The sequence below is a fragment of the Streptomyces thermodiastaticus genome (assembly GCF_014656135.1).
GTDB lineage: Bacteria > Actinomycetota > Actinomycetes > Streptomycetales > Streptomycetaceae > Streptomyces > Streptomyces thermodiastaticus.
Genome location: NZ_BNBV01000053.1, coordinates 1 through 14,276 on the forward strand (window position 1 = coordinate 1; position 14,276 = coordinate 14,276).

13 protein-coding genes, 1 tRNA gene and 1 pseudogene are annotated in these 14,276 nt (G+C 74.3%); 13 read left to right on the plus strand and 2 right to left on the minus strand.

From position 1 onward, the window contains the following. Nucleotides 1–213 precede the first annotated feature (213 nt). Entirely contained in the window at nucleotides 214–837 is a 624-nt protein-coding gene (locus IE286_RS26500) for a 5-formyltetrahydrofolate cyclo-ligase (protein ID WP_189799298.1), read from the minus strand. A gap of 172 nt (nucleotides 838–1,009) precedes the next feature. Between IE286_RS26500 and galU the strand changes: the two genes are divergently transcribed. From galU to IE286_RS26535, 7 genes are all read left to right on the plus strand, one after another. Beyond that, the gene (gene galU, locus IE286_RS26505; RefSeq protein WP_189799299.1) at nucleotides 1,010–1,912 is read left to right on the plus strand and encodes a UTP--glucose-1-phosphate uridylyltransferase GalU; all 903 of its coding nucleotides are present in this window, start codon (nucleotides 1,010–1,012) and stop codon (nucleotides 1,910–1,912) included. A 4-nt stretch (nucleotides 1,913–1,916) separates the two neighbouring features. Beyond that, a complete protein-coding gene (glp, locus tag IE286_RS26510) occupies nucleotides 1,917–3,239 on the plus strand; it encodes a molybdotransferase-like divisome protein Glp (protein WP_189799300.1) in 1,323 nt (440 codons plus the stop codon). A gap of 83 nt (nucleotides 3,240–3,322) precedes the next feature. Then, nucleotides 3,323–3,853: a cyclic pyranopterin monophosphate synthase MoaC gene (gene moaC, locus IE286_RS26515; RefSeq protein ID WP_189799301.1), complete on the plus strand. Its 531-nt coding sequence runs from the start codon at nucleotides 3,323–3,325 to the stop codon at nucleotides 3,851–3,853. Further along, entirely contained in the window at nucleotides 3,850–4,356 is a 507-nt protein-coding gene (locus IE286_RS26520) for a MogA/MoaB family molybdenum cofactor biosynthesis protein (protein WP_189799302.1), read from the plus strand. Before moaC ends, IE286_RS26520 begins: the two co-directional genes overlap by 4 nt. A gap of 20 nt (nucleotides 4,357–4,376) precedes the next feature. Continuing rightward, nucleotides 4,377–5,057, plus strand: coding sequence for a GNAT family N-acetyltransferase (locus IE286_RS26525; protein WP_189799310.1), 681 nt, complete (start codon nucleotides 4,377–4,379; stop codon nucleotides 5,055–5,057). A gap of 172 nt (nucleotides 5,058–5,229) precedes the next feature. Beyond that, nucleotides 5,230–6,375: a divisome protein SepX/GlpR gene (gene sepX, locus IE286_RS26530; RefSeq protein WP_189799303.1), complete on the plus strand. Its 1,146-nt coding sequence runs from the start codon at nucleotides 5,230–5,232 to the stop codon at nucleotides 6,373–6,375. An 83-nt stretch (nucleotides 6,376–6,458) separates the two neighbouring features. Then, nucleotides 6,459–6,532, plus strand: a tRNA-Ala gene (locus IE286_RS26535). 104 nt (nucleotides 6,533–6,636) lie between these two features. Here IE286_RS26535 and IE286_RS26540 read toward each other — a convergent pair. Then, nucleotides 6,637–7,119, minus strand: coding sequence for a GNAT family N-acetyltransferase (locus IE286_RS26540; protein WP_189799304.1), 483 nt, complete (start codon nucleotides 7,117–7,119; stop codon nucleotides 6,637–6,639). 85 nt (nucleotides 7,120–7,204) lie between these two features. On the opposite strand from IE286_RS26540, the gene IE286_RS26545 reads away from it, so the two are divergent. The 6 genes and pseudogenes from IE286_RS26545 to IE286_RS26570 all read left to right on the plus strand — a co-directional run. After that, entirely contained in the window at nucleotides 7,205–8,008 is an 804-nt protein-coding gene (locus tag IE286_RS26545; protein WP_189799305.1) for an exodeoxyribonuclease III, read from the plus strand. Nucleotides 8,009–8,223: 215 nt separating this feature from the next. Continuing rightward, nucleotides 8,224–8,982: a nucleotidyl cyclase domain-containing protein gene (locus tag IE286_RS26550; RefSeq protein WP_189799306.1), complete on the plus strand. Its 759-nt coding sequence runs from the start codon at nucleotides 8,224–8,226 to the stop codon at nucleotides 8,980–8,982. Next, complete coding sequence (locus IE286_RS26555) at nucleotides 8,979–11,228, plus strand: hypothetical protein (RefSeq protein ID WP_189799307.1); 2,250 nt, start codon at nucleotides 8,979–8,981, stop codon at nucleotides 11,226–11,228. Before IE286_RS26550 ends, IE286_RS26555 begins: the two co-directional genes overlap by 4 nt. Before the next feature lie 3 nt (nucleotides 11,229–11,231). Further along, nucleotides 11,232–12,956 (plus strand): vWA domain-containing protein, encoded by a 1,725-nt coding sequence (locus IE286_RS26560; protein WP_189799308.1) that lies wholly within the window; start codon nucleotides 11,232–11,234, stop codon nucleotides 12,954–12,956. A gap of 31 nt (nucleotides 12,957–12,987) precedes the next feature. Beyond that, nucleotides 12,988–13,665, plus strand: coding sequence for a vWA domain-containing protein (locus IE286_RS26565; protein ID WP_189799309.1), 678 nt, complete (start codon nucleotides 12,988–12,990; stop codon nucleotides 13,663–13,665). Nucleotides 13,666–13,678: 13 nt separating this feature from the next. Further along, nucleotides 13,679–14,276: pseudogene (locus tag IE286_RS26570) on the plus strand (hypothetical protein); the annotation flags it as partial.

Consider the following 14,276-nt stretch of genomic DNA (forward strand, 5'->3'; position numbering starts at 1 on the left):
ATACCCCAGCCGAGCGTCTACGTGATCTACTCACCACCTGAAACCAAGTGGTGTTGCGACGACCCCTTGAACCCAAGCGGGGTGGAGGGCCCTCGCCGTGTGCGTGTGCCCGGTGGCGGGTGGCGCGCGGAGGGTCAGCTGTGTCCGCGGGCCGCGCCGGATGTGTGCGGATGGGCCGGAGGCGTCCGCGGGCGTCCGCGGGCGTCCGCGGGCTCAGGCGTGCCCGGTGAAGCGACGCACCCCGCTCGGCGTCACCACCGCCTGCACCGGCCGGTCGTGCGGCTGGTCCGGCACCCGCGCCACGACCTCGCCGTCGTACAGCAGAACCACCAGCGCCGGACGGGCACCGGCCCGCTCCAGCCGGGCCAGCACCCGGTCGTAGGAGCCGCCGCCGCGCCCCAGCCGCATGCCGCGCGTGTCGACGGCGACGCCGGGCAGCAGCACCGCGTCCGCCTCCGTCACCGCCTGCGGTCCCAGGCGCGCCCCGGCGGGCTCCAGCAGCGCCATCCGCCCGCCGTGCCGGATCCGGGCGAGGGCGTCCCGGCCGGCGTAGACGCCCCAGTCCAGGTCGTTGTCGGGCAGCAGGGCGGGCAGCAGGACCCGCACGCCCCGCGCGCGCAGCGCGTCGAGCAGCGCCAGGGTGCCCGGTTCGGCGCCCACGGAGACGTACGCCGCGACCGTGCGTGCCCGCGCCAGTTCGGGCAGCCGAAGCGCCTGCCGGGCCAGCGCCCGTTCCGCCTCGCGCAGCTCGTCCGCGCCGAGCGCCTCACGCGCGGCGAGCAGGCCGCGGCGCAGCTCCCGCTTGGCGGACCGCGCCGCCTGTCCGGTCTCGCTCACGGCCACCACCGTGCCTTTCCCGCGCCGCCTTCCGTGCGCGTGACGTTCGGACCACCGGGGCGCCGATGGTAGCCGCGCCGCACTCCGCCGCCGGGCCCCGGCCCGGCCGGGCACCCGCCGAGTCCCCCCTGGTCACCGGCTGCTGACAGATCAAGCCGATAAGGTGACCGGCATGAGTCAGTCGCGCCCCAGGATCAGCAAGGCCGTGATCCCCGCAGCAGGCCTCGGTACCCGGTTCCTGCCGGCCACCAAGGCCACCCCCAAGGAGATGCTGCCGGTCGTGGACAAGCCGGCGATCCAGTACGTGGTCGAGGAGGCCGTCGCCGCCGGTCTCGACGACGTCCTCATGGTGACCGGCCGCAACAAACGGCCCCTGGAGGACCACTTCGACCGCAACTACGAGCTCGAGTCCGCCCTGGAGAAGAAGGGCGACACCGAGCGGCTGGCCAAGGTGCAGGAGTCGAGCGACCTGGCGTCGATCCACTACGTCCGCCAGGGCGACCCCAAGGGCCTGGGTCACGCGGTGCTCTGTGCCGCGCCGCACGTCGGGCAGGAACCGTTCGCCGTCCTGCTCGGCGACGACCTGATCGACCCGCGCGACCCGCTGCTGCAGCGCATGATCGAGGTCCAGCAGATCCGCGGCGGCAGCGTGGTCGCCCTCATGGAGGTCGCCCCCGAGCAGATCCACCTCTACGGCTGCGCGGCGGTGGAGACCACCGAGGACAGCGACACGGTCCAGGTGACCGGTCTGGTGGAGAAGCCGGACGCGGCGGAGGCGCCGTCCAATTACGCGATCATCGGCCGGTACGTCCTCGACCCGCGCCTCTTCGACGTGCTGCGCACCACCGCCCCCGGCCGCGGCGGCGAGATCCAGCTCACCGACGCCCTGCAGCAGCTCGCTCAGGACGAGACGATCGGCGGCCCGGTGCACGGCGTCGTCTTCAAGGGCCGCCGCTACGACACCGGCGACCGCGGCGACTATCTGCGTGCCATCGTCAGGCTCGCGTGCGAACGTGAGGACCTGGGCCCGGACTTCCGGGACTGGCTCCGCAGATACGTAGCCGAGGAGATGTGACGCCTTGAGCAGTGCCGGTCACGACAGCGCCGCCGCCGACCGCCTGTGGTCGGTGGAGGAGCACCTGGAGGACGTCCTCACCACCGTCCGCCCCCTGGACCCCATCGAGCTGCCGCTGCTCGACGCCCAGGGCTGCGTGCTGGTCGAGGACATCATGGTGCCGGTCTCCCTGCCGCCGTTCGACAACAGCTCCATGGACGGGTACGCGGTCCGGGTCGCGGACGTGGCCGGCGCGAGCGAGGACTTCCCGGCCGTGCTGGACGTCGTCGGGGACATGGCGGCCGGCGCGGCCGACCTGGTCCAGGTGGGGCCGGGGCAGGCCGCCCGCATCATGACCGGCGCCCCGCTGCCGCCCGGGGCCGAGACCGTCGTGCCCGTGGAGTGGACCGACGGCGGCCTCGGCCAGGGGCCGGTGCAGGGCATGCGCGCCCGCAGCCTGGCCCCGCAGGGCGGCACCGGCCAGGTGCGGGTGTTCCGGGAGGCACCGGCCCGCGCCCATGTGCGCGACAAGGGCAGCGACGTGAAAGCCGGGTCGCTCGCCCTCGAGGCGGGCACGGTCCTCGGTCCGCCGCAGATCGCCCTGCTCGCCGCGATCGGGCGGAACACGGTCAGGGTCCGTCCCCGCCCCCGCGTGGTGGTGCTCTCCACCGGCAGCGAACTCGTCCAGCCCGGCGAAGACCTGGGCACCGGCCGGATCTACGACGCCAACAGCTTCGCGCTCGCCGCGGCCGCCCGGGACGCCGGCGCCCTCGCCTACCGGGTGGGCGCCGTCGCCGACGACGCCGACACGCTGCGCTCCGTCGTCGAGGACCAGCTGGTGCGCGCCGACCTGCTGGTCACCAGCGGCGGGGTGAGCGTCGGCGCGTACGACGTGGTCAAGGAGGCGCTGTCGCACGCCGGTGACGCGGACGAGCCCGGCGGCGGCGTGGAGTTCCGCAGGCTGGCCATGCAGCCCGGCAAGCCGCAGGGCTTCGGCACGATCGGCCCCGACCACACCCCGCTGCTGGCCCTGCCCGGCAACCCGGTGTCGTCCTACGTCTCCTTCGAGCTGTTCGTCCGCCCGGCCATCCGCACCCTGATGGGCCTTCAGGACGTGCACCGGCCCACCACCCGGGCCCGGCTGACCGCCGACGAGCCGCTGTCCTCGCCCAAGGGCCGCCGGCAGTTCCTGCGCGGCAGGCACGCCGACGGCACCGTGCGCCCGGTCGGCGGCAGCGGCTCCCACCTGATCGCCGCCCTCGCGCGGGCGAACGCGCTCATCGTCGTCCCCGAGGACACCGAGTCCGTGGCGCCCGGAGATCAGGTCGAGGTGATCCTGCTCGGCTGAGCCGCCGGGGTACGCGATACCGTGTCGCGCACACCAGGCCCGCGCGGCACCGCGCCGGGCCCCGACCGGGAGCGCCACAGAGCATGACTACGCCTACCCCGGGGCACACCCCCCAACCCGCGCAGGAGCCGCAGGGCCGCGAGCCCGGACGGCTGACGCACCTCGACGACGCGGGCGCCGCCCGCATGGTCGACGTCTCCGGCAAGGAGGTCACCGCCCGCACCGCCCGGGCCAGCGGCCGTGTCCTCGTCTCGCCCCGCGTGGTGGAGCTGCTGCGCGGCGAGGGCGTCCCCAAGGGCGACGCCCTGGCCACCGCGCGGATCGCCGGGATCATGGGGGCCAAGCGCACCCCGGACCTGATCCCGCTGTGCCATCCGCTGGCGCTGTCCGGTGTGACACTGGACCTGTCGGTCGCGGACGACGCCGTGGAGATCGAGGCCACCGTGAAGACCACGGACCGCACGGGCGTGGAGATGGAAGCGCTCACCGCGGTCTGTGTCGCCGCGCTCACCGTGATCGACATGGTCAAGGCGGTCGACAAGGGGGCGGTCATCACGGACGTGAAGGTTCAGGAGAAGACGGGCGGCACCTCGGGCGACTGGAGCCGGGCATGACCTGTCGCGCTGTGGTGGTGACGGCGTCCAACCGGGCCGCCGCCGGGGTCTACGAGGACACGGGCGGCCCGCTGATCGTGGCCGGCCTGGAGCGGCTCGGGTTCGCCGTGGACGGGCCGCGGGTGGTGCCCGACGGGGACCCGGTGGAGGCCGAGCTGCGCGCCGCCGTCGCGGCCGGCTACGACGTCGTGGTCACCACGGGCGGCACGGGCATCTCGCCCACCGACCGCACCCCCGAGGCGACCCGCCGGGTGATCGACTACGAGGTCCCGGGCATTGCCGAGGCGATCCGGGCCCACGGCCGCCAGAAGGTGCCCACCGCGGCGCTCTCCCGCGGCCTGGCGGGCGTGGCCGGGCGGACGCTGATCGTGAACCTGCCGGGCTCGGCCGGCGGGGTGAAGGACGGACTGGCCGTCCTGGAGCCCCTGTTGACGCACGCCGTGGACCAGCTCCGCGGCGGCGACCATCCGAGATCCGGCACCGGCAGTGGGGGTGCGCGCTGAACGGATCGTCCTGGCCCGTGGTGCTGACGGAAGGCGACGTCGTCCTCAGGCCGATAAAGCTGCGCGACCAGCGGGCCTGGCGCGAGGTGAACCGGCGCAACCGGGAGTGGCTCAGGCCCTGGGAGGCGACGATCCCGCCGCCCACGCCGGGCGGCCCTGTCACGCACCGGCCCACCTACCGCCAGATGGTGCGGCACCTGCGGGCCGAGGCCAGGGCCGGCCGGATGCTGCCGTTCGTCGTGGAGTACCAGGGGCGGCTGGTGGGCCAGTTGACGGTCGCCGGGATCACCTGGGGCTCGATGTGCTCCGGGCACATCGGCTACTGGGTGGACGAGGCGGTGGCCGGGCGCGGGGTCATGCCCACGGCCGTGGCGCTCGCCGTGGACCACTGTTTCCGCACCCTCGGACTGCACCGCATCGAGGTGTGCATTCGCCCGGAGAACGGGCCCAGCCGCCGGGTGGTGGAGAAACTCGGATTCCGCGAGGAGGGGCTGCGGCCCCGGTATCTCCACATCGACGGGGCCTGGCGCGATCACCTGGTCTTCGCGCTCACCGCGGAAGAGGTGCCCGGCGGTCTGCTGGACCGGTGGCGGCGCACCCGCCGCACCCCGCGGACCGACGACGCGCAGGGCGACCGGAGGGGTGACCTGCGTGATGGCCGGCAGAACACGGGAGGGAATGCCACCCGCCCCGGAAATTGAATAAGTGTTCGAAATAGGCGCCGGGTGACCACTCGAGTGACTTTCTTTTCACCGCCTTGACGGCCTGCCGATCGGATCGGTCACAAAAAAAGTTCGGAGTATCAGCCAGATCGTGCGACACACCGGCCCAATTGGCGTATGGGCCCACGCAAACCCCTCTACCGTGTGAGGCGTGAGCAGCAGCGGCCTCATCTACGCAGTCATCGTCGGGGCCTGGGCCGCCTACTTGGTGCCGATGTGGCTCCGTAGGCAGGACGAGCTGAACGAGGCCCGTCCGACGGAACGCTTCAGCACCGCCATCCGGCTGCTGTCCGGACGGGCGGGCATGGAGCGCCGGTACGCCAGGGACCGGGCGCGCTCCGCCGAGACGGGGGAGAGCGGCGCCGGGGACCCGGACGTGATCACCGACTCGGTGGACGTCCGGGCCTTCGCCGTGCCCCCCACCGACGAGCACGAGCACCCCTCGGCACGGGAGGGGGCCGGCCCGCCGGACACTTCGGACCGGTCTGCTCCCGACGGCGCATCGATGCGCAAGCAGGCGCCCGCGGCCCGGCGGCCCGCGCCCGGCGCCCAGGCGGCCGCAGCACGCGCCCGGCGCTCGAAGGTCCTTGCGCGCCGTCGCCGCACCACCATCGTGCTCTTCCTCGCCTTCACCCTGGGCACCATCGTCGCCGCCGTCGGCGGCGTCGCCTTCCTGTGGGCGCCCGGCGTGCCCGCGGTGCTGCTCAGCGCGTACATCGCCTACCTGCGGACACAGGAACGCCGCCGGTTCGCGTTCCACATGGACCGCCGCCGGGCCGAGGCCGCCGCGCAGCGCCTGCGCGAGAGCAGGCGCCCGCCGCACCACCGCACCGGCGCGGACACCGGGGAGGAACCCGGCGAGGGCCCCCGACCGCACAGCGACCCGGGCCTGTCCGCGCTCGCCGCCGACCGCCGCGCGCTGGTGGAGCAGACCGATCACGCCGAGTGGCTGGACCAGCAGCGGGAGCGCCGCCGCTGCCCCGGCCGCGGCGAGAGCTGGGACCCCGTGCCGGTGCCGCTGCCCACCTACGTGACCGCGCCGGTCGCCCCGCGCGCCACCTCCGACGTGGACCTCGGCGCACCCGACACCTGGAGCTCGGCCCGCTCCTCCGCCGCCGTCCCGGAGCAGGGGGCAGCCTCCGCCGGGGACCAAGGCCCGGGCGAGGACCGGCCCGCCGCCGGCGGCCGCACCGACGCACGCCGCTCCGCCTCGGCGCGCCGCTCCCGCGAGCGCGGCCGCACCCCGCTGTTCGACCAGTACGAGGACGGCGACCGGCCGCGCGCCGCCAACGAGTAGCCCCCGTCGGCCGCACCGCCGGCCGGTCCGGGAGCGGATTTCCGACCACCGGGATCGGGGTGCTACAGTTTCACTCGTTGCAAGGGCCTGTGGCGCAGTCCGGTAGCGCACCTCGTTCGCATCGAGGGGGCCAGGGGTTCAAATCCCCTCAGGTCCACGCAGCACGAAGCCCCCGTCGGGAGACCTGACGGGGGCTTCGCCGTTGCTGTTGCGCCGAGGCCGGGGCCGGCGTCCCGACCCCGGCCCCGAGTCTGGAACGTCCTAGTCCTGCAGCCGCTTGGCGAAGCACAGACTCGACTCGTACTCCCGGTAGTAGCCGAACTTGGCGCACGGCTCGTAGCCGCTGGAGGTGTACAGGGCGATCGCCTCCGGCTGCTGGTCGCCGGTCTCCAGCACCATCCGCAGCCGCCCGGCGGCGCGGGCGTCCTCCTCCAGCGCGGCGAGCATCCGGCGGGCCAGGCCCCGGCCGCGCATCGCCGGGATCACGTACAGCCGCTTCAGCTCCGCGTCGCCGTCCTCGGTGCCCTCGCCGTCGGCGTCCCGGCTGCGCCAGCCGCCCGAGGCCACGGGCGTGCCGTCCGTGTCGTAGCCGAGCAGGTACAGGCCGCGGGGCGGCTGGAAGTCCGACGGGTGCAGCACGGTGGCGTCGCCGCCGTCGCCGTAGCGCTCGTGGTACTCGGCCTGGACCTCGTCGTTGAGCTTGACCGCGTCCGGGTGGTCGAAGGGAACAGGGCGGATGATCATGTCGGTGTCCGTACGTCCATGCGGGAGCTGATGCGGGGCGCGGCCTGGCCGCGGGCCGCATCCAGTGTGCCGGTACAGTGCCGGGGTGCTGACAGCGACCTCCGCCAACGTGAACGGACTGCGCGCCGCCGCCCGCAAGGGCTTCGTGCCGTGGCTCGCCGCCACCGGCGCCGACGTGCTGTGCCTGCAGGAGGTACGCGCCGAGCCGCAGCAGCTCCCCGAGGAGGTCCGCGCCCCCGAGGGCTGGCACGTGGTGCACGCGCCCGCCGCGGCCAAGGGCCGTGCGGGGGTCTCCCTCTACACCCGCCGGGAGCCGGACCGGGTCCGCATCGGCTTCGGCTCCGCGGAGTTCGACACCAGCGGCCGGTACGTGGAGGCCGACCTGCCGGGTGTGACGGTCGCCTCCCTCTACCTGCCCTCCGGCGAGGTCGGCACCCCGCGGCAGGAGGAGAAGGTCCGCTTCATGGACGAGTTCCTCGCCCACCTCAAGCAGCTGCGCGAACGGGCCGCCGCCGACGGGCGCGAGGTGCTGGTCTGCGGCGACTGGAACATCGCCCACACCGAGGCCGATCTGAAGAACTGGCGCGGCAACACGAAGAACTCCGGCTTCCTGCCGGAGGAACGCGCGTGGCTCGGCCGTGTCCTCGACCCGCACGACGGCGGCTACGTCGATGTGATGCGCGCACTGCACCCGGACGTCGAGGGGCCCTACAGCTGGTGGTCGTACCGGGGCCGGGCGTTCGACAACGACGCGGGATGGCGCATCGACTACCACATGGCCACGCCCGGTCTGGCGGCCAGGGCCGTCAAGGGAGTCGTGGAGCGTGCCGCCACGCATGCCGAGCGGTGGTCGGACCACGCGCCGGTGACGGTCGTGTACAACCTCTGAGCACGTCCCCCTGCGGCGGGCGACGCCGCCTCCGCCCCTCCTCGGCCGCGCCAGCGTAAGTCGAACAAATTCTTGGCACCTGAACGCCTGTCAGATTTTTTCCAGTCAATCCGGCGAATGCGCCAAATGGCGTAGACCCGTCCCCCCGCCGTGCCGTCTACTGGTGGGGCCGCGAGCCCGGCGGCACATCACGGGGAGCACGGGGAGGCACGCTCATGGCGCACGAGGCCACGCACCGCTGGATCCTGGCGCTGGACGTCGAGAACTTCAGCACGCGCCGGGATCCCGTCCAGAAGCGCGTGCGGGCGGCGATGTACCGGGCGCTCACGTCCGCCATGGAACGGGCCGGCATCGCCGCGGCGGACACCGTGACGGAGGACCGCGGCGACGGGGTGCTGATGCTGGTGGCGCCGACGGTCTCCCCGCTGCTGATCGCCGGGCCCCTCGTGGACGAACTGGACAAGGAGCTGCGCGAGTACGCGGAGCAGACCAACGCGGAGCACGCGATGCGGCTGCGCCTGGCGCTGCACCAGGGGCTGGCGGCCCGGGACGAGCGCGGCTGGTCCGGTGACGCCGTCAACACCGCGTGCCGGCTGGTCGACGCCCAGCAGCTGCGGGACGCGCTGACCGCCGCGCCCTCGGCGCACCTGGTGTTCGCCGTGTCCGGGGAGGTGTACCACGCGGTGATCAGGCACGGCCACCGCGGCATCGACCCGGCGGCCTACCTGCCCTGCACGATCACCACCAAGCACGGCGAGACGATCAGCGGCTGGATCACCGTCCCCGGCCGCCCGGCCCCGGCGGGCCTGCCCGGCGCGGCCCCCGGCGCGGCGCCGCACGGACCGGCCGGCGCCCAGGGCTCCGCGCCGGCCGCCCGGCCCGGCGTGTCCCAGCACGCCGTGACCGTCCGGGGCGACCAGATCGCCGGGGACAAGAACGTGACCGTCCACACCAGCGGGAGCGTGCGGCTGTGACGGGCGGCGCGTCTCCGGCCGCCGGCGCCACCGGGGGCAGCTCGCCGGCGGCCGGGCCGGGGGGACACGCGGCGGACGCGGCGGGAAGCACCACGCCGCCGTCCGCCGCGGGCCCGGCCCCCCAGCAGGCTCAGGACGCCCCCGAGAACACGCCCGCGTCCGGCGGGGAGGAGAGTGCGGCGCCGCAGCCGCCGCAGTCCGGTCCCGGCGCCGAGTCGTACGAGGCGACCGGCCGGCTCGGACAGGGCTCGCAGCGGCGCGGGCACCTGCGCAACGCCGTGGCCAACGTCGAGGGCGACCTGGTCGGCGGCGACAAGTACGTGGTGCTGCTGGGCGGCACCAGACGCAGGTTGCGCGTGCTGTCCCCGCTCATCGCCGAACGCGTCCGGTTCGCGTACTGCGCTCCGGCCGACCTTCCCGACGCCCGGGACGCGCTGCTGCGTCAGCGGCTGCTGATCCTGCGCGGGCCGGCCGGGTACGGCAAGACGGCCATGGCCGTACGGCTGCTGCTGGGCGCGTGCCAGGGCACGCTGTACCACCTCGACGGCGGCGTGGACCTGGCCTTCCTGGCGGACCAGCTGGAGAACGACAGCGGGGTGATCGAACCCGGCGCCGGTTTCCTGCTGGAGCAGCCGGACGACACCGGCAGCCTCAGCCGTGAGACGTACGACAAGGTGCAGGGCGCGCTGGCGCAGGCCGGTGCCTGGATGGTCGTCACGGTGAGCGCCGGTGCGCTCTCCGACGCCGAACTGCTCTCCGGAGTGCGGGACGTCACCGACGCGCCGCAGCCGTCGGAGGTGGTGCGCGCCCACCTGCGCTGGCGGATCGGGGAGCACGACGCCGACCGGCTGATGGCCCGCGGCGACGTCCGCGGCGTCGTCACCGAACTGCTGGGCGACCACCCGGCCTGCCGGCAGGCCGGTGAACTCGCCGCCGCCATGAGCGAGCACTACGACCTGCACGGCGCCGTCGACCTGGACCGGCTGCGGGAGCACCGGGCCCGTCTGGAGGCCGAGGACTTCGAGATCTGGGCCGAGAGCCTGCCCGACGCCGCCACGCGCAGCTTCGCGCTCGCGCTGGCCGTGCTCAACGGGCTGCCGCAGGAGGACATCGCCCAGGCCGCGCGCTCGCTGCGCGACCGGCTGGAGGACGGCACCCCCTACCTGAGGGCACCCGGCCCGGACGGACATGTTCCGCGCGACAAGGACCTGTTCGGCACCCCGCGGCGGCGGCAGCTGCTGCGGCTGCGGGCCAGGGAAGCGGACCCGCCCGGTGGGGAGCCCGGGAAACTGCTCGAGTTCAAGGACCCCGGCTACGCACGCCGGGTCATCGTGCACGCCTGGACCCAGTACGAGGTGCAGGCCGAGATCCTCGACTGGCTGGAGGAGCTGGTCGTCCACCCCTCCGAACAGGTGCGCGTGCACGCGGCCGCCACCGGGCTCGGGGTGCTCGCCGCCGAGTCCTACCGGACCATAGAGCGCCGGGTCCTGACCCGCTGGGCGCTCAGTGACAGCCCCGCGCGCCGCACCGCCGTCGCCTACGCGCTGGCCGTGGCCTGCCAGAACAGCTGGGTGAAGGAGCAGGCGACCGGCCTGGTCGAGGGCTGGTACGCCGACCAGGACCGCCCGGCGCTGCAGGCGACCGCGGCCCGGGTGCACGGTCTGGGCGCGGTGTCGGACCAGCCGGTCGGGGAACTGGCGCGGCTGCTCGCCGTGGACAGCGTGACGGTGGCGGTGGCCGTCGGGTCCGCGCTGGCCGACCTGGTGGCCGCCGACCCCGGCGTGACCGGGTCCGTGCTGGCCATGCTGCGCGGCAGGGCGGAGCAGCACCGCTCGAGCCGGGCCGCGACGCTCGCCTTCCTGATCGTGGCCGCGCAGGTCGTCGTGGAGACCAGGGAGGCGGAGCCCGACGCCGCGGTGCCGGAGTGGCCGACTCTGCTCCATCTCGCCCACCGCCGCCACGAGTTGCGCGATCCGTTCGTGCGGTTGTGGCGCTGCGCGCTGAACGAGTCGTTCTTCCACCACGAGGCGAAACAGGTGCTCCTGCAGTGGGCGCGGCTGGCGGAGCGGGACTGTGAGCTGCGCGAGCGGTTCCGCCTGCTGGTCGGCGCCATCGCGCACGAGGACGTGCGCTCGGGACGCATCCTGCGCGGCTGCGCCGAGGACTGGGTGCACCCGGACCGCATCGTGCAGCTGCCGCTCACCGCCCGCGTGGTGCGTGCGCAGCTCGACGTCGAAGGGGTCTGACGGATGTCTGTACGGCTGATTCTCAACGATCGCGCGATCGCCCGCGGTCAGGTGGGCGATCTGCCCGGCCTGCCGCCCGCGGTGGCGATCGTCTACCCCAAGGAGGGAGGCCCGTTCGAGGTCGAGAGAGTCCGTACCCGCACCGAGCGCTGGTTCGGCAGGGGCCGGCCCTGCTACGTCGTCGACCTGAGCGACCACCGGCGCCGGGCCAACGTCACCAAGACCCCGCTGACCTGCAAGGACGGTGGGCACCGGTTCCAGGCGACGGTCGACGTCGGCTTCCGTGTGCACGATCCGGTGGCGGTGGTCGCCCGCAATGTGCGCGACGCCCTGGCCGTCGTCTACGGCTATCTGACCGACCGCATCCGGCTGTGCGCCGCCCGCTTCGCCATCACCGAGGCCATGGCGGCCCAGCTGGCGATCAACCAGGAACTGGACCGGGAGATCCTGCTGCCCGAGGGCATCGCGATCTACCACTGCAAGGTCCAGATGGAGCCGGACGCGGCGGCCGCCCAGTACATCCGGGATCTGGAGGACGCCCGCAGGCGTGCCCGGCTCGGCGTGCACCAGCACGAGGCGAAGCTCAGCGAGGCCCGCTCCGAGGAGGAGATCGAGGACCTGCGGGCGGCGGCGCGCAGGCGCCGTGAGGCGGAGGAGCGCGCGGTGCTGGCCGGCGGGACGCTGGACTTCGAGAGGCTCATCCGGGAGCACCTGGTGCGGCACCCGGAGGACACCTCGCAGGCGCTCGCCCAGCTCACCCAGCTCCGTGCGGCCGAGGCCACCCAGCACGAGATCCGTGACCAGCGGCACGTCGAGATGGTCAAGTACCTGATCGAGCGAGGCGTGGTGCGCGAGGTCGACCTGCCGGGGCTGCGGCAGGGCGTGCTCGGCCCGAGCGCCGAGGGCACGGGAGTGTCCGGTGTGCTGGAGCGTCCCGATGCCGGCACCGCCCCGTCGTTCAGCTCCGGGGTGGTTCCCCAGCTGCCCGACTACTCGGCGTCCGCGCCGGCGTCCGCGCAGGCGGGCGGGGCGGTGCAGTGGGGCGGCGGCTCCGCGGCGGCCGCTTCCGCACCGCCGAACGGGCTGATCCCGGTGTATCTGGTCCTGGACACCTCGACGGAGTCGTCCGGCTGCCTCACCGATCTGCAGAACATGCTGCGGTCGGTGCAGACCGCGCTGGCGAGCAGCCCCGACGTGGCGGCCGCGGTGCGCCTGTCGGTGATCACCTACGCCGACGGGGCCGACGTGGTGCTGCCGCTGACCCAGGTGTCCTGGCGTACCGGAGTGCCGGGGCTGAGCGTGGCGCCCGGCTGCCGCTACCGGCCGGTGCTCAGGCGGCTGCAGGAGCTGGTGCCGCTGGAGACCGAGCGGCTGAAGGAGCAGGTCCCGCGGGTTCTGCGCCCGGTGGTGTTCTTCCTGGCCGTCGGCGAAGCCGAGGACGACGCCGAGTGGCCCGCGGCGCATGCGGACCTGATGGCGCACACGTACCACCCGCACCTTGTGGCGTGCGGCGTCGGGCGCGGGCGGGCCCGTGCGGTGCAGCGCCTGGCGTCGCGGCCCGAGCTGGGTGTGGTCGCCGTGGACGGAGCGGACACGGCGCAGTCGGTCGTGCAGTTCTCCGTGCTGGTGCAGCAGACGCTGCTGCACCTGGGGCGGAGCGCGCTCGCCGGCCGGATGGAGCTGCGGCTGGACTGCCCGCAGGGGCTCCGGCCGGTCGCCGGCGAGTGAGGAAGCGGAAGGGTCGAAGGGAAGAAGTGGGATGGCTGACACGCTGGGGCAGCTGCTGCCGGTGTACGTCCTCGCGGACGAGTCGGGGTCGATGACGCCGTACGTCGGCGACCTCAACGAGGGGATGAAGTCGCTGCACGTGGCGCTGCTGGGGGAGCCGATGGCGGCGGCCAAGGTGCGCTTCTCGGTGCTCGGGTTCGCCAGCGGTGTCACCGAGCGGCTGGTGCTGGCGGATCTCAGGAGCGAGGCCGAGCTGCCGCATCTGTCGGCGGGCGGCGGAACGGACTACGACGCGGCGTTCGGGGCGCTGCTCGAGCGCATCCCGCAGGACGTGACGACGCTGAAGTCCCAGGGGTACCGGGTGCACCGGCCGGCCGTGTTCTTCCTGAGCGACGGGCAGCCGACGTGCGGCGAGGAGTGGCGGCAGACGCACCGCCGGCTCGTCGACCGGTCCGTGACCCCCGCGGCGCCCAACATCATCGCGTTCGGCATCGGCGAGGCGCGTGCGGAGACGATCCTGTCCGTGGCGACGCAGCAGAACTTCGCGTTCGTGTCCCTGCCGGGGGCGCAGCTCGGTGAGTCCATCGCCCGGTTCTTCACCGCGCTCACCAAGAGCGTGGTCGAGTCGGGCAACGCGGTGGCGTCGGGGCAGGCCGAGCTGGTGGTGGAGAAGCCGGAGGGGTTCCGGCTCGCGATCGACGAGGTCTGAGGTGGAGGAGCGGGTGCGGCTTCCCTGGAGCAAGGACCGGGCGGGCCGGCGGCAGGACGCACCGGACCAGCCCTCGGACGAGACACGCGACGACACGCGGCACGTCGCCCTGGGCCCGCCGGCCGCCGGGCGGCAGCCGGACCCGCCGTACCAGGTGCCCGACTACGCGGTGCCGGACTACCGGGTGCCGGACTACCAGGTCCCGGAGTACTCCGGCCCGGACCTGACCGCCCCGGACCTGCCCTCTCCGGCCACCGGATCCGGCCCCGGGTGGGCGTCCTCCTCGCAGGGCGGCCCGGCGCGGCAGGGCACCGAGTGGTGGCACGGCCGGCCGACGCCGGGGTCCGGTGGCGGCCGGCACGCCGCAGGCCCGGGCACCTCCGCGCCGCCCCCGCCCCGCTGGACCGGTTCGGCGGCCCCGCCGTACACCGCCGCACAGGGACCGGGCCCCGAGCGGTACGGCACCCGGCCGGTGCCCGGCGCGCTGCCGCCGCAGGCCCGCACCACACAGCCGGACCAGATGCACGGCACCCCGGTGCGCCCCGCGGGGGCCGTGCCGCAGGGCGGCCGGGCACCCGCGCCGTCCGCGGCGGATCCGGCGCGGGCCGGCG

Coding starts and splice junctions, on each gene's coding strand:
- galU (WP_189799299.1), top strand. CDS start 1,010: ATGAGTCAGTCGCGCCCCAGGATCAGCAAGGCCGTGATCCCCGCAGCA.
- moaC (WP_189799301.1), top strand. CDS start 3,323: ATGACTACGCCTACCCCGGGGCACACCCCCCAACCCGCGCAGGAGCCG.
- IE286_RS26520 (WP_189799302.1), top strand. CDS start 3,850: ATGACCTGTCGCGCTGTGGTGGTGACGGCGTCCAACCGGGCCGCCGCC.
- IE286_RS26540 (WP_189799304.1), bottom strand. CDS start 7,119: ATGATCATCCGCCCTGTTCCCTTCGACCACCCGGACGCGGTCAAGCTC.
- IE286_RS26550 (WP_189799306.1), top strand. CDS start 8,224: ATGGCGCACGAGGCCACGCACCGCTGGATCCTGGCGCTGGACGTCGAG.
- IE286_RS26560 (WP_189799308.1), top strand. CDS start 11,232: ATGTCTGTACGGCTGATTCTCAACGATCGCGCGATCGCCCGCGGTCAG.
- IE286_RS26565 (WP_189799309.1), top strand. CDS start 12,988: ATGGCTGACACGCTGGGGCAGCTGCTGCCGGTGTACGTCCTCGCGGAC.